This window comes from Capnocytophaga gingivalis ATCC 33624 (assembly GCF_000174755.1).
GTDB classification, from domain to species: Bacteria; Bacteroidota; Bacteroidia; order Flavobacteriales; family Flavobacteriaceae; genus Capnocytophaga; species Capnocytophaga gingivalis.
On the sequence record NZ_ACLQ01000021.1, the window covers coordinates 34,056 to 57,666 of the forward strand.

Sequence of the window (23,611 nt, forward strand, 5' to 3'; positions counted from 1 at the left end):
AACAATTAAAAATTGTATCTTTGCCCCACTCTTTTACAAATATACAATCATGCTCAATGTCAGTGGCTTATCTATTTCTTTCCAAGGGGAAACACTTTTCTCGGATGTGGCTTTTATGCTCATCGGGGGGGATCGTGTAGGGATTATCGGTAAAAATGGTGCAGGAAAATCCACCTTGCTCAAGATGCTTTCAGGGGAGCTCCCTCCTGATACAGGTACCATTGCCTTGGAGAAAAATGCAAAAATAGGTTACTTAAAACAGGATATTGACTTTGTCGCAGGGCGTACTGTTCTTGAGGAGGCCTATCAGGCTTTCACTACCCTGATGCGCTTGGAAGAAGAATTAGACCATATCCACCATGAGATGGCTGAGCGCACGGACTATGAGAGTGATAGCTATAATGACCTGCTGATCCGCCTGCACGATGTCACTCATGAGTACGAGATCCATGGAGGATATACCTATAAGGGAGATACTGAACGTATCCTCTCAGGTTTGGGCTTCTCTCGGGAGGATTTTTCCCGCCTAACGGACAGTTTCTCGGGAGGGTGGCGCATGCGTATAGAGCTGGCCAAGCTCCTCTTGGAAAAAAATGACATACTCCTACTGGATGAGCCTACCAACCACCTTGACATAGAGTCCATTATATGGTTTGAGGGCTTTCTCAAGTCCTTCCCTGGAGCGGTGGTGATTATCTCCCACGACAAGATGTTCCTTGACAATGTCACCAATCGTACCATTGAGATTGTGGCAGGGCGTATCTATGACTATCCCAAGCCTTATTCTGCTTTCTTGGAACTGAGAAAAGAGATGATTACCCAACAGCTTGCCGCTCAGAAGAACCAAGAAAAGATGATTCAGCAAACGGAAAAGCTTATCGATAAGTTCCGAGCCAAGGCCTCCAAAGCCTCTATGGCACAGTCGCTCATCAAAAAGCTCGACCGTATAGAACGTATTGAGGTGGATGAACAAGAAACCGCCGTAATGTCGGTACGCTTTCCCCTCTCTCAGCAACCAGGGAAAGTGGTATTGGAAATAGACCATGTCAGCAAGAGTTATGATGACAAACTGATTCTCAAGGATGTGAGTCTGCTTGTGGAACGCGGTTCCAAAATAGCCTTTGTCGGGCAGAATGGGCAGGGAAAAACTACCCTTGCCAAGATGATTATAGGAGAAATACCCTACGAAGGAAACATTCGCTTAGGACACAATGTGGAGATAGGCTATTTTGCTCAGAATCAAGCGCATTACTTGGATGGTGAGCTCACCCTACTGGACACAATGCTCAATGCTGCCAACGACTCCAACCGTACCAAAGTACGTGATATCCTCGGTGCTTTTCTCTTTCGTGGCGATGAGGTAGAGAAAAAGGTAAAAGTACTCTCTGGAGGCGAACGCAATCGCTTGGCATTGGCCAAAATGCTCCTCTCCTCCTTCAATGTCCTAGTTATGGACGAGCCTACCAACCACCTCGACATTGCCTCCAAGAATGTGCTCAAGCAGGCACTACAACGATTTGAGGGAACACTCATTATCGTATCCCACGACCGCGACTTCCTCACTGGACTCACAGATAAGGTATATGAGTTCAAGAACCATACTATCAAAGAATATCTCGGCGATATCGACTTCTATCTGGAACAAAGAGCAGTATCTTCCTTCCGCGAAATAGAAAAAGGCGAAGAGGTTAAAAAAGAAATTGTGGTAGAGAAAGAAAAGACTCTTTCCTACGAAGAACAGAAAGAACGCAAGAAACTCTCCAACCAGCTCAGCAAGGTAGAACGCCAGATCAGTGATCTCGAAAAAGAAATCGCCCAGATGAATACCCAAATACAAAATACCCCTACCCCTGAGCTTATGGAACAATATGGAAACAAGAAAAAACAACTCGATAACCTTATGGAGGAATGGGAAAAAATTTCATTAATGATCAATAATTAATGATTAATGATCAATGAACAATGATTAATGATTATTTCTTGTAAAAACTAATAACTATTCACTAATAACTGTTCACTGATAACTATTCACTGATAACTATTCACTGATAACTGACAATTAACAATTAAAGAAGATGAACCCATTTATAGTATCCGCCCGCAAGTATCGTCCACAATCTTTTGTCGATGTAGTGGGACAAAAGGCCATTACTGACACCTTGGAAAATGCCATTGCCAACGATCACTTGGCACAGGCACTGCTCTTTACAGGGCCTCGAGGAGTGGGTAAGACTACTTGTGCCCGTATCTTGGCTAAAAAAATCAATGAGAAGACCACCCCTACTGACGGAGATAATGATTTTGCTTTCAACATCTTTGAACTGGATGCGGCCTCCAACAACAGTGTGGAAGGAATCCGATCACTCATCGAGCAAGTACGTATCCCCCCTCAAGTAGGTAAATATAAGGTCTATATCATTGACGAGGTGCATATGCTCTCCAATGCTGCCTTCAATGCCTTTCTCAAGACCTTGGAGGAACCGCCCGCACATGCAATCTTTATTCTGGCCACTACCGAGAAGCATAAGGTGATCCCGACCATCCTTTCTCGCTGTCAGATATTTGACTTTAAGCGTATTACTATCAATGATGCTCGTGAATATCTCAAGTATATTGCTAAGGAACAAGGACTTGAAGCCGAAGACGAAGCACTACAAATCATTGCCCAAAAGGCTGATGGAGCTATGCGCGATGCCCTTTCTATCTTTGACAGAGTGGTAAGTTTCTGTGGGAAGACAATTACCCGACAAGCGGTATCGGAGATACTCAATGTATTGGACTACGATACTTATTTTAAGGTTACCGACCTTATCGTGAGCAATAACATCCCTCAACTACTCATTGAGTTCAATAGTATTCTCGCCCATGGTTTTGACGGACAACACTTTATAGCAGGCTTGGCTGAACATTTCAGAGATCTTATGGTCTGCAAAAATAGCCAAACTGTATCCCTTATGGAAGTCGGTGAGGAGACCCAAAAAAAATATATTGAACAGACCACCAAGTGTGACTTTCCGTTCTTGGTGGAGGCACTACGCATAGCTACCCAATGCGATTTGGAATATAAGACAAGCCGTACCCCGCGCCTTTTGGTGGAGCTGGCTCTGATGCAATTGGCTTCACTTACCTACCAGGGGGATAAAAAAAAAATGATGGATATATAATCCCTGCGACTGTCTTTTATCAAAAAACTGTTCAAAATACTGAAAATAAATTAGTTACAAAAGTTCCTTCTTCTCAAGGAAATGCTCCTGTCTCCCAGACTCCTCCCAAGGACAGTGTTTCAGCTACTTCTCTTAAGAGCATTCAGCTCAAGCATGAAGCCGCTAAGATACGTGATCAGCACCAAGCACAAGCCCAGCATACAGCTCGAGACAGCTATACACAGGAGGATTTCGAGGGTGTCTGGAAACAGATGTTGGCCATCTTAGAAAAAAGAGGTGAACACCTACTAATCAGTCATTTAGGAAAAGATTCTGCCCCTACTATAGCAGAGGATGTAATTCTTTTGGAAGTAGGCTCAGAGCTTGCTCTGATAGAAACCCAGTCCCAACAGGAGCGGTTGCTCACCTATATTCGCAAGTCACTGAACAACTACAACATTACGCTACAGATTACTGTAAACAAAGAAATTGCCCCTGTCACTGCTTATACTCCTGAAGAGAAGTATTTGGCACTGAAGGAGCAAAATCCACTTTTGGAAACTTTTGTTCGCGAATTAGGCCTACAATTTTAAGTTCTTATTTGAAGAAAGGAAGGGGAGTCTTGCCATCCCATTCGTAAGGCTCTTGTCCTTGTTGGAAGATACGTGCGGTAAGCTTTCCCTTGAGAGTGAGTTTGCCGTTTTCTATCACTAACCAACTACCTTCTCTTAGTCCTATGACAGGGGTATCATTGAGGATATGGAACTCATTGATACGTGTCTGTCGTGTTTCTCCTTTGTGCTTACTCTTAGGATCTGGATCCAAGTAATGTGGATTGATATTGAAAGGCACCACTCCTAAGGTCTTGAAGCTGGGCGGGTAGATGATAGGCATATCATTGGTTGTCTGCATACTTTGCCCTGCTATATTGGTACCTGCACTGGCTCCCATATAGGGGGTTCCTGCATTCACCGCTTCACGTAGGGGCTCCATTACCCCATTCTCATATAGCTGAGTAACCAAGAGGAAAGTATTCCCTCCCCCGGTGAAGATTGCTTTGGCCTGCTTCACTGCCTTAGCGGGGTTGGCAAAAGTGTGAATCCCCACTACTTTTTTCCCTATGGTAGCGAAAAAATCCTTCGCTTTTTGGGTATATTCATCGTGAGAGATACCACTGGGACGCGCATAAGGAATGAAGAGAATTTCGTCCACTCCAGCGAAAAACACCTTGAGTTCTTCCTTGAGATAAGACAGATACGTACCTCCATAAATAGTTGAAGTACTGGCAAGTAGAATTTTTTTCATCTTTGCTTGTTCTTGAGAAGGTTTTGGGGCGCTCTGTCCCTGTCCATATACAAGGCCTGTTATGAGCAATGCCCAAAGAGTAATTAATATTTTTTTCATGTTTTTTAAATTTAGAATACTCCCCCAAAATTACGAATTTTACAGGAACTATCCTAATAAAAAAGATTTTTATGGCTTTGATAGTTCAAAAGCAATTTCCTCCAGATTCTTATCCCAGGTCACACGAGCTCCCATAAGCTTGCCCTTTTGAAAATAAAACTCAAACTGATCAACCTCATAGTAGCGATTCTTCTTTGTTTGTGGAATCCTGAGGTGATCCCCCTTGAGTGTCCAAGAGCGGGTATCCTTGCGGCGAGACACCTGTAATGAGTAGTAATAGTTTTTTCATATTTTTTAATCCTTATAAGCATCGGGATACTTCTTTTTAATCTCTTGGATATATTCGTCCCAACCATATTTATAATACTCAGGGGCAGGGGAAAATTCTCCTGCACCCATATCCAAATCTCCTGCACAGGGAACATGATAATGCCCCCAACTCACTTGCTGAGACTTATGTGTTTGCTTGCTGGTCCAAGTCCCTATATAGGCATTATTCAAGTAAGGGTCTGCCATAAGATAGCCATCATTATATTCTATCTTTCCCTTTTTGGAGAGAAACCACCATAAGAGCACTTTACCCTTGAATACCCCAGTGGCTGGGAGGTCTTCATATTCGTCCAAAATGAAATCGCCCACGGCCACTCCTTCTTCCTGTACACCACTATTTTCTGTGTAGAGATCATTTGTGGTATCTTCTGGTTTGCCTGAGATAAGTTGGGTAAGGGTTATACTCCCCTTGAATTGTCTGACATTCTTCCCTACTCGTGTCCTCCCCGCTATTTCATACATCAAAGGATTCTGAGGATTGCGCTTAACAGAAGAAATCAAGACCACTAAGCGTTTTTTATGAACCCCTATAGCCCCTAAATAATCTGTACTTTGGTTGAGAATAACCGAAGAGAAGTCCGCCTTCTGAATATCTATCTTGGAAGGATAGGTTTTGTCATAGAAGAGGGTCATTTTGTTTAATACATCCTTATAGGTACAAGGCTGTGCCATAGCTGAAGAGAACAAACCGAATAGCAGAATAAAAGTCTCTTTTTTCATATCTATAAGTTTAAAAAAGGGATAGAGTCTCCCCTATCCCTCTTAGTAAATATTTTTAACTTATTTCATCGCCTGAATAATGGAGATAAAATCATCTGCCACAAGGGCAGCTCCTCCTATGAGGCCTCCATCTACATCAGGATTAGCAAAAAGAGAAGTCGCATTCTTGGCATTACAGCTACCACCATATAGAATAGTGAGATTATCGGCCACTTCCTTGCCATACTTATCCGCTACAGTCTTGCGGATAAAAGCGTGTATCTCTTGCGCCTGCTCAGGAGTAGCTGTCTCACCCGTACCAATAGCCCATACTGGTTCGTAAGCAAGTACAATATGCTTCCAAGCATCCTTAGGTAAGTGGAAAAGAGCTTTTTCTATTTGGCGCTGCACCACTTCAAAGTGTTTCTCGGCCTTACGCTCGGCAAGTTTCTCCCCTATACAGAAGATGATACGAAACTGATGAGCAAGGGCAGTATCGACCTTTTTAGCGAGACTTTCGTCCGTTTCATTAAAGTATTCACGACGTTCGGAGTGTCCTAAGATAGTGGTTCTAACTCCTATAGCCTCAAGCATAGAAGCAGATACTTCTCCAGTGAAAGCCCCCTTTTCAGCAAAGTGCATATTCTGTGCAGCTACGACAATAGGACTTCCTTTTGTTTTTTCCACTGCTAAAGCCAGATTCACAAAAGATGGAGCTATAATCACCTCTGCCTTAGTTTGTGGGAGCTTCTGTAGCAAAGCGGCAATGAGCTCTGCGGATTGCCCCGCATCATTGTTCATTTTCCAGTTTCCTGCAATTATTTTTTTTCTCATAAGTCTGTTATTTTGATTAAGTAATAGATCTTTTCTAATTCAGGTGTAAAGATACTACTTTCCCTTGAGAAATGCAAGTTTTATTTCACTCCATGCATAAGTTTTTTGATCATAGGGTGCAGAAGAATTACTAATATTCCTGCTCCTGCGGCTATGACTGCAAAAATAAGGAAGAAAGTACTTAATCCATAGTTTTGCTTGACATACTCTATCTGTCCACCTAAGGTTGCAGCTATCTTTTGAGCAATAGCAATTCCTAAGTACCACATACCGAACATGAAGGCAAGCATTCTGGCTGGTACTAACTTGGAAACATAGGAAAGTCCCACAGGAGAGATGAATAATTCCCCTAAAGTATGGAATAGATAGGTAAGGATAAGGAATATTACAGAGATCTTCGCTCCTTCGCCCAAACCTGTAGCGCCTAACCATATAGCAATATATCCAATGGCCACGAAGAACAATCCAAAGCCATACTTGTAGGCTGCTGGAGGATTGAATTTAGATTCCCATATCTTCGATACAGAGGAAGCTAAGGTAATGACAAAGAAGGGGTTAAGCACAGAGAACCACGATACAGAGATTTCGGATTCTGTCTTAGCAAATTCACTCTTGAGCATATACACTACCACTACCCAGATGAGAGAAAAACATAATAGGAGAATCATATTGGTAATTGGGATATGTTTCCAAGTGGCTATTGCAAGCCTTATAAGCACATAGAAGATAATGATCAAGGGCACCACCACAATAAGGCTGTTAATGATATTGAAGATAAACAATCCATTGCCTGTAAGACTTCTATCCACATGATCACGAGCAATAATAATCAATGAAGAAGGTGCTTGATCGAAGGTTATATAAAAGAACATGATAAAGATTGCCAAGCTCACCACTGCCAACATACGGCTACGCACTACCCCTTCATAGCGCATGATACGGGAGAAGAGTACATAGATAAAGAGTACTAAGGTAATGATGATAAAGAGCGTTTGTCCTCTCATAAGGGAGCTATTCGCCCAAGCAAAGACATCATACATGCCATTCTTGGACAATGGATCATTGAAAGCATAAGTGAGTCCCAGAAGGGTTACTATCGTAATGAGGATTGTATCGGTAAAGGTAAAAGGATTACGCTTATCCGTATCTTCTTTTTTGACTTCTGTGACTTGTTTTTCCTCTTTTTGTTGAGGAAGCGATTGCTTAAGTACCCCTAAATCTCCCATAAGGTTCTTTGCGAAAACAAATTGGATTGTTCCCAATGCCATAAAGATACCTGCCAGTCCGAAGCCCCAACTCCAGCCATGAGTCATCGCTAAGTACCCACAGAGCATGGTACCGAAGAAAGAGCCTGAATTGACCCCCATATAGAAAATGGTATAAGCACTATCCTTCTTATCAGCATGCTCCTTGAACATTTCCGAGAGGATAGAAGGGACATTAGGCTTGAAGAATCCTACTCCTATCACTAAGCAAGTAAGCCCTATGTAGAACATCACAGGGATAGATAGGAAGAGACAGAGCTGTCCTATAGTCATGATCACCGCTCCGGTAATCACAGCATTGCGCGCCCCGAGGTACTTATCGGCAATGATACCCCCCAAGACAGGAGTTAGGTATAGGAGCATGGCATACGTTCCATAGAGCGAAGCCGCTTGCTCAGCGGTCCAGCCCCAACCTCCCTTAGGATCCCCCAAGAGGATCTCAGCGGTTAGAAATTGTACCAAAAGGACACGCATTCCATAGAAGGAAAAGCGTTCCCACATCTCAGTGAAGAACAAAAAGAAAAGTCCCGAGGGCTGCCCCAGTACTTTTGTGTCGAAATAATGTTTCTTTTGCTGTTCCATAGTATTTATAATGATTTTTTGTGTTTCCTATACCGATATTATTTCTATAAAGAGCTGTTAATTAATACATTGGTTATAAAAAAAGCTTCTTTGAAAACGGCTATAAAAATAGGTTTTTTTTCTGAAATTACCTAATTTTTTTTATTTTTCATATCATTTTTTCTACACATCTCCTTGAAGAGCTATAACAGAGAATATAATATAAGCCCAAAGAAGTATTTATAGAATAAATCATTGAACATTACTCATTATTTTGTATCTTTGCCCTTTGTTTGTTAACCTTGTTTTTCCACTATGAAAAAAGGACTCCTATTCTGCTTTTTACTTATCAGCTTCTATAGCTTGGGACAAGTCTCCATAAACAAGGAAAAGGACACCCTTTCCTTACTTTTTGCTGGAGATATCATGGGACACTCCCCACAGATCACATCTGCCTATAATAAGACAACACAACGATATGAATATGAGCCTGTCTTTGCTAAAGTAGCCCCTATCTTCAGGAAAAATGACTATGTAATAGCCAACCTAGAGGTAACCCTCGGTGGGAAGCCTTATACGGGATATCCAACCTTCTCCTCGCCTAATGCCCTAGCAGCAGCTTGCTATAAGAGTGGTATCAATGTGATGGTAACGGCGAACAACCATTCCTGCGACCGTGGAAAAAAGGGAATCACCAACACACTATATCAGTTGGATTCTTTGGGAATAAAGCATACAGGCACCTTCTATGACCTAATAGACAGGGCTCGTAGGAACCTACTTGTGCTGAGGAAAAACAATATCCGTGTAGGAATCCTTAACTATACTTATGGTACCAATGGCCTACCTATCCCTGAACCTACCCTAGTGAATCTACTTGATACCCTCCAGATAAAAAAAGACCTACAAAGCGCCCACGCCCACAAGCTTGACAAACTCATTGCAGTAGTACATTGGGGAGTAGAATATGCTACCAAACCCAACCAAGCTCAAAAAGACATGGCCAATTTCCTCCTGAGAAATGGAGTGGATGCTATCATAGGGGGGCACCCACATGTACTCCAACCTATGGAGAAAAATACTAATGACCAATTTGTTGCCTATTCCTTGGGCAACTTTATCTCCAACCAGCGCAAGCGCCATACCGATGGCGGCCTGATGGTTAAGCTCTCTTTTGTCAAAAATAAAGAAGGAAAGACGAAATTTCTGATTCCTCAGTACTACCTCACTTGGGTACATATATATCAACAAGAGGGGAAAAACCACTATGAGATACTCCCTTGCGCACAAGTAGAAAAGGAGAATTTCGAAGGACTGGACAAAGAGAGTATTAAGCAGATAAAACTCTTTATAGAAGACTCTCGCAAGCTTTTCCTTGAGAATAATATAGGATATATAGTTGAGAAAAAATAGAAAATTAAAGAAATAAAGAAATGAACCTACCAGAAGAACTCCGTTATACCGCAGAGCACCTTTGGGTAAGAGCCGAAGGGGACTTATTCTATGCAGGAATTACCGATTTTGCACAGCAACAACTCAGTGATATTGTATACGTAGAAGTAGAAACCGAAGGTGAAACCCTTGGCAAAGACCAAGTATTTGGTACTATAGAAGCCGTAAAGACACTCTCAGACCTCTTCATGCCTCTCTCAGGAGAGATTATCGCCTTCAACAAAGAGCTTGTACGTAAGCCTGAACAGATTAACAAAACTCCCTATGAGTCTTGGATTATCCAAATAAAACCTACTGCTCTCACTGAGTTAGAAGAATTACTATCTGCTGAAGAATATGCATCAATGATTAATGATTAATGAGCAATGAGTTCAATAGCATTGACATTAATCATTAATCATTGATCACTAATCATTATTCAAGTACATCTGTCGTACTTTCTTAAAGAGTTCAGAGGAGTAAACAAAGTCAGTAACCGCCTCGTTATTCGTTTTGAAGATAGTATCCTTGCTACCTTCCCATTCTTTGTACCCATTCTTGAGGAAGATAATCTGTTCCCCTATCTCCATGACAGAGTTCATATCGTGGGTATTGATAATGGTGGTGATGTTAAACTCTTCTGTTACGGTATGAATTAGATTATCTATAACAATAGACGTTTTAGGATCCAGCCCTGAGTTAGGCTCATCACAGAAGAGGTACTTGGGCGAGTTCACCACTGCACGAGCAATAGCCACACGCTTTTGCATCCCCCCCGATATCTCGGCAGGTTTCTTATGATGGGCATTGACCAGATTCACCTTTTCCAAGACAAAATCCACCCTATCCTTCATCTCGGCAGGGGTCAGAGAAGAAAACATCTGCAGCGGGAACATCACATTCTCCTCCACCGTCATGGAATCAAAAAGCGCACTCCCTTGGAAGACCATTCCCATCTCTTGGCGCAACTTACGACGTTGTTCCTTATTCATATCGGCATACTTGACCCCATCATAGATAATGTTGCCACTATCAGGAATATGCAATCCCAAGAGTGTCTTTAGGAAAACGGTCTTTCCAGAACCACTCTGCCCTATGATAAGGTTTGTCTTTCCCTTGTGAAAAGTTGCCGAGATTCCTTTAAGAATCTCTACCCCGTCAAAGGATTTTTTTATATCTTGTACTTCAATCATTTACGTAAGGAGAATTTGAGTAATAATAAAATCAATAATAATAATTGCCACACTTGTCCATACGAAGGAGATGGTACTAGCCTTTCCTACGTCCAAGGCGCCCCCCTTCATATAATAGCCGTGATATGCCGGAATAGTCGCCAGCACAAAGGCAAAAATAACACTCTTAATAAGTGCATAGGTGATATCGAAAGCGCGGAACTGTAACTTCAAACCTTCCAGGAACTCTGCCGAGGTAGCATAGTGCCCTACAGTAGCCGCAATATACCCCCCATAGATACCCAAAGCCATCGCCATAGTAATGGCAAAAGGATACAAAAGCAAGGCAATAATCTTAGGAAAGATAAGGTAATTAAGAGAATTGACCCCCATGATATCCAAGGCATCTATCTGTTCGGTAACACGCATAGTCCCAATACTTGAAGTGATAAAGGAACCCACCTTCCCCGCTACTATGATAGAGGTAAAGGTAGGAGCAAACTCCAGTACAATGGTCTGACGGGTGGCAAAGCCAATAAGACTCTTAGGTATAAGAGGGTTATCTATGTTCAGTGCCATCTGTATGGCAATTACCGCCCCGACAAAGAGCGAGATAAAAGCAATAATCCCCAACGATCCATACATAAGGTCATCTATCTCCTTCATTATAAGCCTTTTCATCATAGCCCATTTGGTGCGTTTGCGGAATATCTCGTATAACATCAGGAAATACCTCCCGATAGCTTCTAAATGTTTCATTGTGATGATTTGAGAGGGCAAAGATACAAAAAAAGTAAAAGGTAAAAAGTAAAAAATAAAAAACTAACAATTGACAGAAAGTAAAAGCCTTGCCACTACCGACTTTCTGCTCTTTTCTGATTGGAAATTAGCTTGTTAAAATAGAGTTAAATTATTAATTGTATAGGCATAGAATAGATTATGTCTATAGACAATAAACGATATTTGTAAAACATCTATAATATTCATTGTGAGTAAATTAATATACTTTTGTATTTGTTGAATACATTTTTGTGTTTTTTATGTTTTAATTAAAATTTGAAGTTAAAAAAAGTTAATTGAATAATATTAATTTGTTTTATTAATAATTAACATTGTATTTTGTTTAGTTTTGAAGTAAAATCTACGATATTTTACTTAATAAAGAGAAAAAGGTGAATAAATTCATAAAAAGATTGTTTTTATCAGATTTTTTTATGAATATTTGCAAAACTAATTGCTTAAACGTATTAAGATGAAAAGAAAATGGCTGTATGTGCTGTTGGGGTTCTTATGGCTCACATTCTCAGGGCTATACGCTCAAGAGCAGACCGTAACAGGTGTGGTCAAGGACCAAGATGGGCGACCACTCTTAGGAGTATCCGTAGTGGAGAAGGGTACCACTCATGGAGTGGATACCGATTTGGACGGTAATTTTACCATCAAAGTGTCCAATGAGAAAGCGGTTCTTGTTTTCTCTATGGTAGGTAGTACTCCAGTGGAACGAGTAGTGGGCAACAACAAAGTGTTGAATATTGTCCTCAAGGAAGAAGTAACAGAGCTTACAGGTCTTGTCTTCACAGGTTACCAAGAGATAGATAAGAAGCTCTTTACAGGTAATTCGCAAACACTTAAGATAGACAACATCAAGCAAGATGGAGTTGTAGATGTAGGTCGTATGCTTGAGGGACGTTCAGCAGGGGTCAATGTACAGAACCTTTCAGGTACTTTTGGCACATCTCCTAAGATTACTATACGTGGAGGTTCCTCTATCTTTGGAGATACCAAACCCCTCTGGGTAGTGGATGGAGCTGTACAGGAGGAGGTGGTAAACCTTTCCTTTGAACAGTTAGCCTCTGGAGATGCCTCAACCCTAATTAGCTCAGCAATCTCAGGGCTGAATGCCAATGATATTGAGAGTATAGAAATCCTCAAGGATGCCTCCGCACTTTCCTTATATGGAGCACGTGCGCTTAATGGAGCAGTAATCATTACTACCAAAAGTGGAAAACGCAATGTGAAGACACAGTTGAGCTACCAGTTGGAGGAGTCTGTACGTATGATTCCTAATTATGCACAGTTCGACCTGATGAACTCCCAAGAGACCATGAGTGTCTATCGTGAGTTGGAGCAAAAGGGCTATTTAGACCGAGCTACTTATATGGCTGCTCAACAAGGTGGAGCTTACCAGATCATGTACCGAAATACCGATACTTATGATCCTGCTACTGGTCGCTTTCTATTGCAGAACAGTCCAGAGGCACGTAATGCTTTCTTGCGCAAATACGAGTATGCCAATACGGACTGGTTCAAAACCCTCTTCCGACCTTCCTTAACTCAAAATCATACCTTGAGCCTTAGTGGTGGAGGGGAGAATACGACTATCTATAGTTCATTAGGCTTCTTTGTAGACCCAGGATGGACGATAGCCGATAGGGTACACCGTATTACCGGAAATATAAAGACCACTTATGACCTCTCTTCTAAGGTGAAGATAGGTATCCTAGCACAAGGAGCCATCCGTAACCAAAAAGCACCGGGTACCTTCTCCCGTTCGAGCAATCAGGTAACAGGGGAGTACGAACGTGATTTCGACATCAATCCCTTCAGCTATGCACTCAATACTACTCGTGCACTACGTCCCTATGATGATGAAGGCAACTACGACTATTATCGTATGAACTATGCACCTATGAATATCCTTAAGGAGCTTAAGAATAATTATATAGATCTGAAGATGATGGAGTACAAGCTCCAAAGTGACTTAGAGATCAAATTCACTCCAGCGCTTAAGTACAAGTTCTTAGGTTCGGTACGCTATGCCCAAAGTACCCAAGAGCACACGATCTCCGAGGGTTCCAATGTGGTAGGGGCTTATCGTGCTAACGATAATATGATTATAGGGGAGCGCAACCCATTCCTATACCGCAACCCTGATGATCCTTCAGCCCTTCCGCAAGTGGTACTTCCCAACGGAGGTATCTATAAGTTGGAACAAAATAACCTCCAAAGCTACTACTTACGCAATGCCTTGGAGTACAATAAGGCTTTCAAAGACCAAGATGAGCAGGACAAGCATACCCTTAAGCTCTTCTTAGGACAAGAATTCCGTTATACCGATAGGGATAACCAATCCTTCGATGGTTATGGCTATCAGTTCAATCGTGGTGGAGTAGTCTTTACTGATCCTCGAATCATAGAGAAGGTGATTGCCGATAACGCCCAATACTTTGATCGCTCTACCGGTCGTGAACGAGGAGTAGCTTTCTTCTCTCAGGCATCCTATGGCTTCCGCAACCGTTATATTCTCTCTGGTACACTGAACTATGAGGGTTCTAACCAGCTTGGTAGAAGCCGCAAGGCTCGCTGGCTCCCTACTTGGAATATCAGTGGCCGCTGGAATGTGACCAACGAACATTTCTTGCCTGCGACTCATGCTCTTTCTAACCTCTCTTTCCGTCTTAGCTATGGACTGATTGCAGGACTGAACAATATAGGAAATGCCTTACCTATCATGATCAGTACCATCACCCCCCGCTTCCGCAACCAGGATAATGAACGCCTAATCCGTATCCTTTCTCTCCAGAACTCTGACCTTACTTGGGAGAAGGTGTATGAGACTAACTTCGGTACTGACATAGGCTTCCTTTCCAATGCGATCTCCCTCTCGGTAGACCTCTACCAGAAGAACTCCAAGGACTTATTAGACATCGTGCGTACTTCCGGTATGGGTGGGGAATTGAATAAGTATGCTAATGATGCCTCCATGACCACTCGTGGGGTTGAGCTAGTACTAGATACTCGTAACTTCAAGACTGAGGATTTCACTTGGAGTACCAGTGTGAACTTTGCTTATTTTAAGCAAGAGATTACCTCCTTGGCCAATGCCTCCAACAGTGTTTTCAACTTAGTACGTGAGACAGGGGGCAATGTATTGGGTAATCCACGCAACACCCTTTATTCCTATGATTTTGCAGGTCTTAATAACCAAGGAATGCCGCTATTGAACCTTAAGGGAGGAAGTAGAGACTATAAGGATATTGATTTCCAAGACCGTGATAATATCCTCTCCTATCTCAAGAAAGAAGGAGCAGTGGATCCCAACATCACAGGAGGACTTAGCAATACCTTCCGTTACAAGAATTGGGAGCTAAACTTCCTCATTACTATGCAAGCGGGCAACAAGATTCGCAAGGCACCCCTCTACAAAGGAGCTGGCTATGATGACTTAAGTGTCTTCCCAAGAGAGTTCAAAAATCGCTGGGTAGCCCCAGGAGATGAGGCCTTAACTCAAATACCTGGCATTGTCTCTCAGCGAACACTCAATGAGGAAAACAAGGCCTATATCTCAAGAGCTTATAGCGCTTATAACCACTCTACCGCTCGTGTAGTCGATGGCTCTTTTGTACGTATGAAGAGCATCTCCCTATCCTATACTTTTGATAAGGAAGTTTTGGAAAACCTAAACTTAGGCAACCTAACCCTACGCTTACAAGCTTCCAACCCCTTCCTAATCTATGCTCATAAGGACTTGAACGGACAGGATCCAGAATTCTTCCGCTCTGGAGGAGTAGCCTACCCGATCACACCCCAATATACCTTTACCATTAATCTTGGAATCTAACAAAACAGCAACTCATGAAAAGAAACAAATACTTGTCCCTCTTAGCCTTAGCCCTTACCTTGGTGCTAAGCGCTTGTAACAAAATATTAGACGACCTACCTGATAGCCGTACAGAAATAGATAGTCCTGAAAAAATAGAGGAACTCTTGGTCGGCGCCTATCCTAATCGCTTTCCTACTTACATCGCAGAGATGATGAGTGATAATGTAAGCGAGAAGACCTCTTTCTTAGGAATCTCAACCCTTAATACAGATATGTATTTCTGGAGAGATAACAACGAGATAGATGGGGAGGATAATACCCCAACCGACTATTGGATAGCCTGCTATGCGGCCATTGGGGCAGCCAATCAGGCTTTGGAATCCTATGCTGAATTAGGCGAGACAGCCCGATATAACTATATCAAAGGAGAAGCCTTGGTAGCACGAGCCTATGCCCATTTTATGTTGGCTTACCTTTGGTGTAAGCCTTATAATGAGGCTACCGCTGCCACTGATTTGGGATTGGCCTATATTACTGAGCCAGAAAAGCATGTCTTTGGGCACTACACCCGTATCTCCCTCAAGGACTACTACAATGCAATAGAGCGCGACCTCACCCAAGGGCTTCCCTTGCTCGATGATAGCAAATATAAGCAACCTCGTTTCCACTTCACTACAGCGGCAGCTCATGCCTTTGCTACGCGCTTCTACCTAATGAAAGCCCAGTGGAATAAGGTAATTGAACATGCCGATGCCGTTTTGGGAGCCAATGCAGAAACCAAGCTTAGGAACATAAAAACCCTCAATGCAGTAGCCCTCGAGTCCAGAAGTGCTTACTATACAGAATCCACTAACCCATCCAATATACTTGTGGGTACGGCTCGCTCTGCCTTGGCCTATCGTTTCCAGACTCATAAGTATAGCCTAACTTTGCAAAAGATGGCGGAGATCTGCTCTCCTCGTAATACCCATCCTTTGAACTTCTCCAATATCAGTTGGGAAGCAGTCAATTCGGCTTTGGGAGATGGTGCAGGTAATATCGTCTTTCCTAAGTCTAACTACTACTATAAGTATGTGAATCGTTCGGCAGGTACTAGGGTTTATTATAGTGCAGCGGTTTTGTTCTCTTATGACGAGGTCTACCTCAACCGCTTGGAGGCCTATCTAATGTCTGGCAACTTAGATCAGTTCCGTCGTGACCTCTTTACCTATCTGATTCCTAAGACCCATAATAGCTCCCGACCCAATGAGGCCTATCCTTTCCCTCGCTTGACCTTCGAGCGCTATATGACTCAGGAGGCGCTTGATAGGCGTTATCAGGGTAGAGGAGTTGATTTCGATCCTTCCTATCCCCTCACAACCCGACAGAGAGAATGGCTCCAAGCTGTGGTGGATATCCGACGAGTGGAGTTTGTACAAGAGGGCTTGCGCTGGTTTGATAACAAGCGCTTAGGGATGAAGGTCGTGCATAAGGTGGGCGATGGCCAAATAGAACTCACCAAGGGTGACCCTCGTCGAGAGCTTCAAATTCCTAATAGCGCCCTTGAATTTGGTATGGCACCCAATCCTCGTTAATCTTTTAATTCTTTGAAGTATGAAAAAAATAACCTATATATGTATTGCTCTTTCTGTTGCCTTTTCCAGCTGCAATAAGAAAGAGACACTCGATCCCCAAAGTGTGATCCATGACGATACGGATACCCCCACTACCCTGGATACTTATATCCGAAACGAATATATCAATCCCTATAATATAGAGGTCAATTACAAATATGTGGACATCAACTACGAGATGGGACGCTACCTATATCCACCGACTGAAAGCAAGGTACAGCCTTTCTTGGAGATGATCAAGTATGTTTGGTTAGGAGCCTATCAACAAGTAGCTGGTACGACCTTTGTTAGCCAAGTAGCTCCTCGACAGATAAGCCTTATCGGAGGGCGTAACTTGGATCCTCAGCGCAATCCCGAGACCTACCTCTTCGAGGAAACTCTCGGTCAGGCTGACAATGGGGCTAAGATCACCATCGCTCGCGTTGACTATTACGATCCAGCCCATCCAAATGAGGAGAATATCAGGCACATTATTCATACCATTCAGCATGAGTACTGCCATATCATCAATCAGCATAAGCCCTTTGCGCCTGAATTTGGGAAAATAACCCCCGATGATTACAGTTCTTCTTGGCATGGTAAGACAACGGCTCAGGCCAATGCCTTAGGCTTTATTACCAACTATGCAGCGGCAAACCCCTTTGAGGACTTTGCTGAAATGACCTCTCATATGCTCATGAAGTCCAAGGCGCAATGGGATGCCGCCCTCAATGCCATGCCTGAGAAAGGGAAGGTAGCTCTTAAGAAGAAAGAAGCCTTTATCGTGGAGTACTTCAGAGCCGAATGGGGTATTGACTTCTATCAGCTCCAAGGGGTCGCTTACCAAAGAATGCAGAACTATTTGTAAACCAAAACAGATACTAAAATGAGAAAAATATTATACCTACTCGCTATCATAGCTGTAGCCGGATGTCAGAAGAACGAACCTGACTTGCTCATGGGTAAGAATGCTTCCGAACGTATACAGCAGAACAAGGAAAATCTCAAAAAAACGCTCTCGGAGGCGCCTTATGGTTGGAAATTGAGCTATTTTCCTAAAAAGAATACCTTCGGAGGCTATACCTTTCTAATGAAGTTCACCCTCGGAGGACGCGTAACGATGGTGGCTGATTTTGGTAGTGGAACAACCCCTCAGGAGAGTGGCTACCAAATTCAGGAAGGACAAGGTCCCCTTTTGGTCTTTACCACCCGAAACTACATTCATACCCTGCTCGAACCTCTTACCTATAGCTCAGACCCTCGTGAGCATATCGGTAAAGGTCTCGAAGGTGAATTTCAGTTTGTCTATATAGGGCAGGAAGGTGATAAACTTAAGTTCAAAACCCAACGAAAGTCAACCGAACAATTCCTTTATTTTGAAAAGGCCACTGCCGAGGATTGGACAACTATAGGTACTCAAGGAGAACAGCTCGATGGTATTGATCATACCTATTACCTAAAAGTGACTTCTGCTCAAGGGGTGGAGAATTACTTTGTAAGAAGTGCCTTCCGCATGTTCCTCTTTACCTCCATGCAGGATAGCCACAAAGCAAGCCGAGCAGGTATTGCGGTGAATTCTAATGGACTGACCTTCACACCTTCGTTGGAGATAGCAGGAGAAAAATTCACTCATATGACAGCAGTGCCAGGAACTCCTCCGCTGAACTATAGAGCACAAAGCAATGGAGTGACTATTGAGCTAAGACACTTCAACAATCCTATGGATGAGTTCGAATCCCAAGGGGATGTTGTCACTGACTTTATAGTACTCTTAGGCGATCAAGCACATCTTAACTTGCCTTATATGAGTGCGGACTTCAAAAGAGACTTCTATACAGAGGTAGGCGAAGGGAAATTCTTCTCCTATGAGCTACTCTTCCAATCCGATGCGGACACCCCTCTCTTGCGGGTAGGCTATACCCCTACAGGAAACCAAAATGATAGAGTGTATTACGCATACAAATGCAACTATGAAATCCGTGATAAGAAGATATACATCACCTTCATAGGCGAGCATGAGGATATGGATGAGTTCTGGATAGATCCTAATAATGAAGAAATTCTACAGATGGCACAGGAGCGATTGACTCATTTTATTCAAATGAGCTCGCAAGGTATCTATCTTTGGAAGTCCAGCTTATCGGCTACCTTGGGACCAGTATACTATATGAGAAGTATCTCAGAACCTAAATATTACTTCCCTGGCACAGTAAACCAAGCCGTGGAAGAATAAGAGATATATTGTTAATAATGGTTAATGATTCATCCCATGCGAGGATGAATCATTAACCATTATTGAATTATTATATATTTCTCATTGGTCATTTCTTATTTAATTCGTATCTTTGCACTTAGAAATAATCTAAATCAAAATGGATCAAATCTCACAAATTCTTTTCTTAGTATCGGACAGCTTGCTCATTCCAGACATCATAGTGCTGTTGATACTCTTTGTACGCGCGCTACTGCTCTCTGGTAGCTTTTATAACCAATTCATTACCAAATACAAAAACCAGCGACAACTCTCCCCCATCTTGGAGACGCTCAGCCCAGAGTCACTACCTCGCTTACAGGAAGCGCTTCCCGAGAAGGACAATTCTCTCTTTGTAAAATACCTGCGTAAGATCCTACTTCGTCCTACCGATGGGGCTTATGCCGATTATATGATTTCCAATTTTGAGAATGAGGCTGAGAAGGATATCGTCACCTCCAAACTACTTTCCAAGGTAGGCCCTGTATTGGGACTTATCGGAACACTTATCGCCATGAGCCCTGCTCTTACAGGTCTCTCTCAGGGGGACATCTCCAAGATGGCTTCCAATATGCAGGTGGTCTTCGCCACTACGGTTGTGGGATTAGTAGTAAGCCTTGTAGGGCTTATCACTCTACAGTTCAAACAACGCTGGTATGCCAAAGAGGTAAACCAGTTAGATTATATTTCCCGTATTGCTACCCAACAAACTCCTGAGAAATGAGAAATTCCCGAAGAACAAACCCATTCAAGGACGACGATGCTGATCCACTAAGTGTCGTGGTCAATCTCTTCGATGTCGCTATGGTTTTCTCCGTTGCTCTAATGGTATCCATGGTGATGAATCTGAACCTCTCTGCCTTTTTCACAGGAGGAGACTTCACTATTGTCAATAAAAATGGAGATGATATGGAGATTATCCAGAAAAAAGGAGAGAAAATTACCAAATACAAAACTGCTAAAGGGGCTTCCTCTTCGAGTTCCTCCAAGGACAAAGGTAAGCGATTGGGAACCCTCTATGAGAATGAGGACGGAGAGAATATTTTTGTCCCAGACTAATCTTTCGAAAGCTTATGTTATCACAATCACTCAGGGGATATTCCCTTATCTTAGCCTCTGCTTCTCCACGCAGAGCCCAATTCCTCAAGGACCTAGGTCTCCCCTTTGAAGTTCGTATCAAGCAAACAGATGAGCACTACCCCAAAGACTTAAAAGGAGCTGAAATTCCCTTATATATTGCTCAAGAAAAAGCGCATGCTTTCTCAGGAGAGATTGCTGAAAAAGAAATTCTTATTACGGCTGATACGCTTATATGGTTTGAAGGAAAAGCTATCGGCAAGCCCAAGGACTATGCCGATGCAAGAGCTACACTTAGTGATTTCTCAGGGAAAACACATGAGGTGATTACAGCAGTATGCCTGAAAGGAAAGGAGCAACAAAGGGCTTTTTATGAGAGTACTCAGGTGACTTTCTCCACCCTTACCCCTGAAATGATTGATTACTATCTTACCCACTACCAACCTTTTGACAAGGCTGGTAGCTATGGGATACAGGAATGGATAGGTGCTGTAGGAATTACCCAAATCAAGGGGTCTTATAACAATGTTGTAGGCTTCCCTACACAATTATTTTGGGAAGAACTTACAGAGATGATAGCCTCCCAAACTATATAGTTCGCTCTATGACGTAAGTGACTATCTGTAGCAGTGCTTTTTTATAAGGAGAATCTGGAAAGCGATCCAATATAGCCAACGCTTTTGCTTGGTATTCTTTCATTTTCTCCTGGGTATAGTCGATTCCTCCATGTGCTTTGACAAAGGCTATCACTTCTTTCACCCGTTTTTTGTCTGTATTGTGGTTTTTGATACTATTGATCAGCCAATGGCGGTCTTTTTCGGTAACCATATTGAGGGTATAGATCAGTGGAAGGGTCATTTTTTGTTCCTTAATATCGATTCCTGTAGGCTTTCCAATAGCTTCTTCTGTATAGTCAAAGAGGTCATCCTTTATCTGGAAGGCCATACCGACATATTCTCCAAAAAGGCGCATTTGCTCTATCACTTGGCTATTTTCAGGAGCTACCGAGCAAGCTCCCATAGCACAACAAGCGGCAATGAGGGTAGCCGTTTTCTGTCGGATAATCTCATAATATACTTCCTCGGTGATATCCAATCTGCGCGCTTTTTCCATTTGTAAGAGCTCTCCCTCACTCATCTCTCGTACTGCTACGGAAATGATTCTCAATAGGTCAAAATCCCCATTGTCTATAGAAAGAAGTAGTCCCTTGGAGAGGAGATAATCCCCTACCAGAACTGCTATCTTATTCTTCCACAAGGCATTGATAGAAAAGAAACCTCGCCTTTTGTTACTATCATCTACGACATCGTCATGAACCAAAGTAGCCGTATGGATCAACTCAATGACCGCCGCTCCTCGGTAGGTACGCTCCTGTACGAGTCCTTCAGAGACAAGCTTTGCCACCAAGAATACGAACATGGGGCGCATCTGTTTCCCCTTGCGGTTTACTATATAGTGGGTGATACGATTGAGCAAGGCCACCCTTGAGGACATAGAGTCTCTGAACTTGTCCTCAAAGGCGGCCATCTCCTGAGCGATAGGCTCTTTTATTTGTTCTATGATTTTCGCCAAAGCAAAAAGTTATTTATATCTTACTCCCATTCCAGAAGGCGTCTTTCCCCTTCTATAGTTTTTATATCGGTAATATCCTGAGACATTTCTATCACTCCACGATAGTTCTTCTGAGCATCGCGTACAGCGAAGTAGCGTACATAGATGAGTCTACCACGATAGTTGAACCAGAAGTTGGCTTCATTTTGGGTACCATTGCGGAAGGCTTCTACGATCTTCAGTACTGTCCCTACACTCTTAGGAGGATGACAGAACTTCACCTCACGCCCTATGATTCCAGCACTACGAGGGAATACACGTTCCTCTCCACGATTATAGAAAATAACCTTATCATTCTCATCGACAAAAGTAATATCAATAGGTAAGGTTTTGAGCAATAGATTTACTTGTTCTATAGTCAAATACCCTTCATCATAGTGTTGTGCATTTTCATCGAAAACTACATCCGTACGTAGGGTGGTATCCTCCGAAGGGTGTATATATCCGGATTCATTAGGGTAAGTAGGTGGTGGAGTAGGAAGCATCCAACCAATCTCGTCCTCTCCTTGGCGCATCTTGATCCAATCCTCTTCAGAGAGAATCTCCAATGAGCGGGCAAAAAGAATGTTGTACTCTACAGAGAGTAAGCGCTGGAGGTTGTCCTCCACATATACCATATTCTCTTTAGCTTTAGCTAAATCCTTTTCTTCTAAGTTCTTTCTGACTAAGCGGAACATATCGCGAATGGTATCGTGGAATGACCACATATTCTGCGAAGGGTTCGTCCACCCCTTTTGCTCCAAGAAAGGGAATAGCTGATTCTCTTTTCTTTGGAATCGCTTCTCCACGGTGGAAAGGTGATTGAAGAGATTATAGAACTTCTGATAATCCTTCTCAGGATCCGTTTGCATGATTTCTTCTAAAAGGTTTTGAATAAGTTCTGTTTCATGCAAATAAGTGCGTATAGGGTGTCCTTCTGCTAATTCTGAATACATAATAATAGGGTATTAAATAGGTGGCAAATGTACGAAATTTTTTTGAGGAAAGAAACATAATTATTTGCTTTGAGAATAAAAAAAAATATGCTATCTTTGCTCTCTAATTTTTTGATATAAATACAATGGCAAAAGAAACAACTTTTGATGTACTTATTGAGATTCCAAAGGGAAGTAGAAACAAGTACGAATATGATTTTGATTTAGGAAAAATGCGCTTCGATAGAATGCTCCATACCTCCATGGTGTACCCTACTGACTATGGTTTTATTCCAGAAACTTTGGCCGATGATGGGGATCCTTTGGATGTATTGGTGATCTCCACCATTCCTTTTTTCCCTGGATGTGTAGTAGAGGTAAAACCTGTGGGTATCCTCTATATGTCCGATGAAAAAGGAGGGGACGAAAAAGTACTTTGTGTGCCTAAAGCCGATCCTATGGTAAAATCACTCAATGAGCTTGACCAAGTAAACCCTCACCTTACTAAGGAAATAGAACACTTCTTCAAAGTATACAAAGACTTGGAAAACAAGAAGGTAGAAGTACGTGGCTGGGGAGATGCCCAGAAAGCGCTTGAGGTATACGAAGAGTGTATCGCTCGCTACAAAGGACAAAGTGCAAAGAAATTTGTTCTCTAATGATTAATGATTAATGCCAACGTCTATTAATCATTAATCATTGATCATTAACCATTAATCATTAA

The 23,611-nt window shown here is 42.5% G+C and carries 22 protein-coding genes; 13 read left to right on the forward strand and 9 right to left on the reverse strand.

Translation table 11 applies throughout. The features are described 5' to 3' along the window. The first annotated feature begins 49 nt into the window (after positions 1–49). From CAPGI0001_RS08040 to CAPGI0001_RS08050, 3 genes are all read left to right on the forward strand, one after another. Positions 50–1,942 (forward strand): ABC-F family ATP-binding cassette domain-containing protein, encoded by a 1,893-nt coding sequence (locus tag CAPGI0001_RS08040; protein ID WP_002668669.1) that lies wholly within the window; start codon positions 50–52, stop codon positions 1,940–1,942. Between the two features lie 133 nt (positions 1,943–2,075). Beyond that, entirely contained in the window at positions 2,076–3,164 is a 1,089-nt protein-coding gene (gene dnaX / locus CAPGI0001_RS08045; protein WP_002668673.1) for a DNA polymerase III subunit gamma/tau, read from the forward strand. Positions 3,165–3,415: 251 nt separating this feature from the next. Beyond that, a complete protein-coding gene (locus tag CAPGI0001_RS08050; RefSeq protein WP_002668660.1) occupies positions 3,416–3,736 on the forward strand; it encodes a hypothetical protein in 321 nt (106 codons plus the stop codon). A gap of 4 nt (positions 3,737–3,740) precedes the next feature. Here CAPGI0001_RS08050 and pepE read toward each other — a convergent pair whose 3' ends face one another. The 5 genes from pepE to CAPGI0001_RS08075 all read right to left on the reverse strand — a co-directional run bounded on the left by pepE (position 3,741) and on the right by CAPGI0001_RS08075 (position 8,257). Further along, complete coding sequence (gene pepE / locus CAPGI0001_RS08055) at positions 3,741–4,448, reverse strand: dipeptidase PepE (protein ID WP_040360064.1); 708 nt, start codon at positions 4,446–4,448, stop codon at positions 3,741–3,743. Positions 4,449–4,616: 168 nt separating this feature from the next. Further along, the gene (locus CAPGI0001_RS08060; protein ID WP_002668784.1) at positions 4,617–4,808 is read right to left on the reverse strand and encodes a hypothetical protein; all 192 of its coding nucleotides are present in this window, start codon (positions 4,806–4,808) and stop codon (positions 4,617–4,619) included. Between the two features lie 33 nt (positions 4,809–4,841). Then, positions 4,842–5,597 carry a hypothetical protein gene (locus CAPGI0001_RS08065; RefSeq protein WP_002668672.1) on the reverse strand — a complete coding sequence of 252 codons (756 nt, stop codon included), beginning with the start codon at positions 5,595–5,597 and terminating at the stop codon, positions 4,842–4,844. A gap of 60 nt (positions 5,598–5,657) precedes the next feature. Further along, positions 5,658–6,410 carry a triose-phosphate isomerase gene (gene tpiA / locus CAPGI0001_RS08070; protein WP_002668650.1) on the reverse strand — a complete coding sequence of 251 codons (753 nt, stop codon included), beginning with the start codon at positions 6,408–6,410 and terminating at the stop codon, positions 5,658–5,660. 80 nt (positions 6,411–6,490) lie between these two features. Further along, positions 6,491–8,257, reverse strand: a complete 1,767-nt coding sequence (locus tag CAPGI0001_RS08075; RefSeq protein ID WP_002668735.1) for a peptide MFS transporter — start codon at positions 8,255–8,257, stop codon at positions 6,491–6,493. Between the two features lie 294 nt (positions 8,258–8,551). Here CAPGI0001_RS08075 and CAPGI0001_RS08080 point away from each other — a divergent pair, with 294 nt between their 5' ends. Both CAPGI0001_RS08080 and gcvH read left to right on the forward strand, forming a co-directional pair. Next, positions 8,552–9,649 (forward strand): CapA family protein, encoded by a 1,098-nt coding sequence (locus CAPGI0001_RS08080; RefSeq protein WP_002668774.1) that lies wholly within the window; start codon positions 8,552–8,554, stop codon positions 9,647–9,649. A gap of 20 nt (positions 9,650–9,669) precedes the next feature. Next, complete coding sequence (gene gcvH, locus CAPGI0001_RS08085; protein WP_002668704.1) at positions 9,670–10,047, forward strand: glycine cleavage system protein GcvH; 378 nt, start codon at positions 9,670–9,672, stop codon at positions 10,045–10,047. 48 nt (positions 10,048–10,095) lie between these two features. Here gcvH and CAPGI0001_RS08090 read toward each other — a convergent pair whose 3' ends face one another. Both CAPGI0001_RS08090 and CAPGI0001_RS08095 read right to left on the reverse strand, forming a co-directional pair. Further along, positions 10,096–10,860, reverse strand: coding sequence for an ABC transporter ATP-binding protein (locus tag CAPGI0001_RS08090; RefSeq protein ID WP_002668644.1), 765 nt, complete (start codon positions 10,858–10,860; stop codon positions 10,096–10,098). Further along, positions 10,861–11,598, reverse strand: coding sequence for an MlaE family ABC transporter permease (locus CAPGI0001_RS08095; RefSeq protein WP_002668630.1), 738 nt, complete (start codon positions 11,596–11,598; stop codon positions 10,861–10,863). A 493-nt stretch (positions 11,599–12,091) separates the two neighbouring features. Between CAPGI0001_RS08095 and CAPGI0001_RS08100 the strand changes: the two genes are divergently transcribed. From CAPGI0001_RS08100 to CAPGI0001_RS08130, 7 genes are all read left to right on the forward strand, one after another. Then, positions 12,092–15,460, forward strand: a complete 3,369-nt coding sequence (locus CAPGI0001_RS08100; RefSeq protein WP_002668790.1) for a SusC/RagA family TonB-linked outer membrane protein — start codon at positions 12,092–12,094, stop codon at positions 15,458–15,460. A gap of 14 nt (positions 15,461–15,474) precedes the next feature. Continuing rightward, complete coding sequence (locus CAPGI0001_RS08105) at positions 15,475–17,016, forward strand: RagB/SusD family nutrient uptake outer membrane protein (RefSeq protein WP_002668738.1); 1,542 nt, start codon at positions 15,475–15,477, stop codon at positions 17,014–17,016. A 19-nt stretch (positions 17,017–17,035) separates the two neighbouring features. Further along, a complete protein-coding gene (locus CAPGI0001_RS08110; protein ID WP_002668702.1) occupies positions 17,036–17,902 on the forward strand; it encodes a substrate import-associated zinc metallohydrolase lipoprotein in 867 nt (288 codons plus the stop codon). Positions 17,903–17,920: 18 nt separating this feature from the next. Next, a complete protein-coding gene (locus CAPGI0001_RS08115; protein WP_002668705.1) occupies positions 17,921–19,267 on the forward strand; it encodes a DUF4302 domain-containing protein in 1,347 nt (448 codons plus the stop codon). A gap of 139 nt (positions 19,268–19,406) precedes the next feature. Next, positions 19,407–20,009 (forward strand): MotA/TolQ/ExbB proton channel family protein, encoded by a 603-nt coding sequence (locus CAPGI0001_RS08120; protein WP_002668740.1) that lies wholly within the window; start codon positions 19,407–19,409, stop codon positions 20,007–20,009. Then, positions 20,006–20,344, forward strand: coding sequence for a DUF2149 domain-containing protein (locus CAPGI0001_RS08125; protein ID WP_040360052.1), 339 nt, complete (start codon positions 20,006–20,008; stop codon positions 20,342–20,344). The genes CAPGI0001_RS08120 and CAPGI0001_RS08125 overlap by 4 nt, the downstream gene beginning before the upstream one ends. Positions 20,345–20,358: 14 nt before the next feature. Further along, positions 20,359–20,958, forward strand: coding sequence for a Maf family nucleotide pyrophosphatase (locus tag CAPGI0001_RS08130; RefSeq protein WP_002668640.1), 600 nt, complete (start codon positions 20,359–20,361; stop codon positions 20,956–20,958). Here CAPGI0001_RS08130 and CAPGI0001_RS08135 read toward each other — a convergent pair. Both CAPGI0001_RS08135 and CAPGI0001_RS08140 read right to left on the reverse strand, forming a co-directional pair. Continuing rightward, entirely contained in the window at positions 20,951–21,889 is a 939-nt protein-coding gene (locus CAPGI0001_RS08135; protein WP_050769240.1) for a polyprenyl synthetase family protein, read from the reverse strand. The two genes, CAPGI0001_RS08130 and CAPGI0001_RS08135, sit on opposite strands and share 8 nt — an antisense overlap. Before the next feature lie 65 nt (positions 21,890–21,954). Next, positions 21,955–22,908, reverse strand: coding sequence for a DUF438 domain-containing protein (locus tag CAPGI0001_RS08140; protein ID WP_002668682.1), 954 nt, complete (start codon positions 22,906–22,908; stop codon positions 21,955–21,957). A 125-nt stretch (positions 22,909–23,033) separates the two neighbouring features. On the opposite strand from CAPGI0001_RS08140, the gene CAPGI0001_RS08145 reads away from it, so the two are divergent. Next, positions 23,034–23,546 carry an inorganic diphosphatase gene (locus CAPGI0001_RS08145; RefSeq protein ID WP_002668715.1) on the forward strand — a complete coding sequence of 171 codons (513 nt, stop codon included), beginning with the start codon at positions 23,034–23,036 and terminating at the stop codon, positions 23,544–23,546. Positions 23,547–23,611 lie beyond the last annotated feature (65 nt).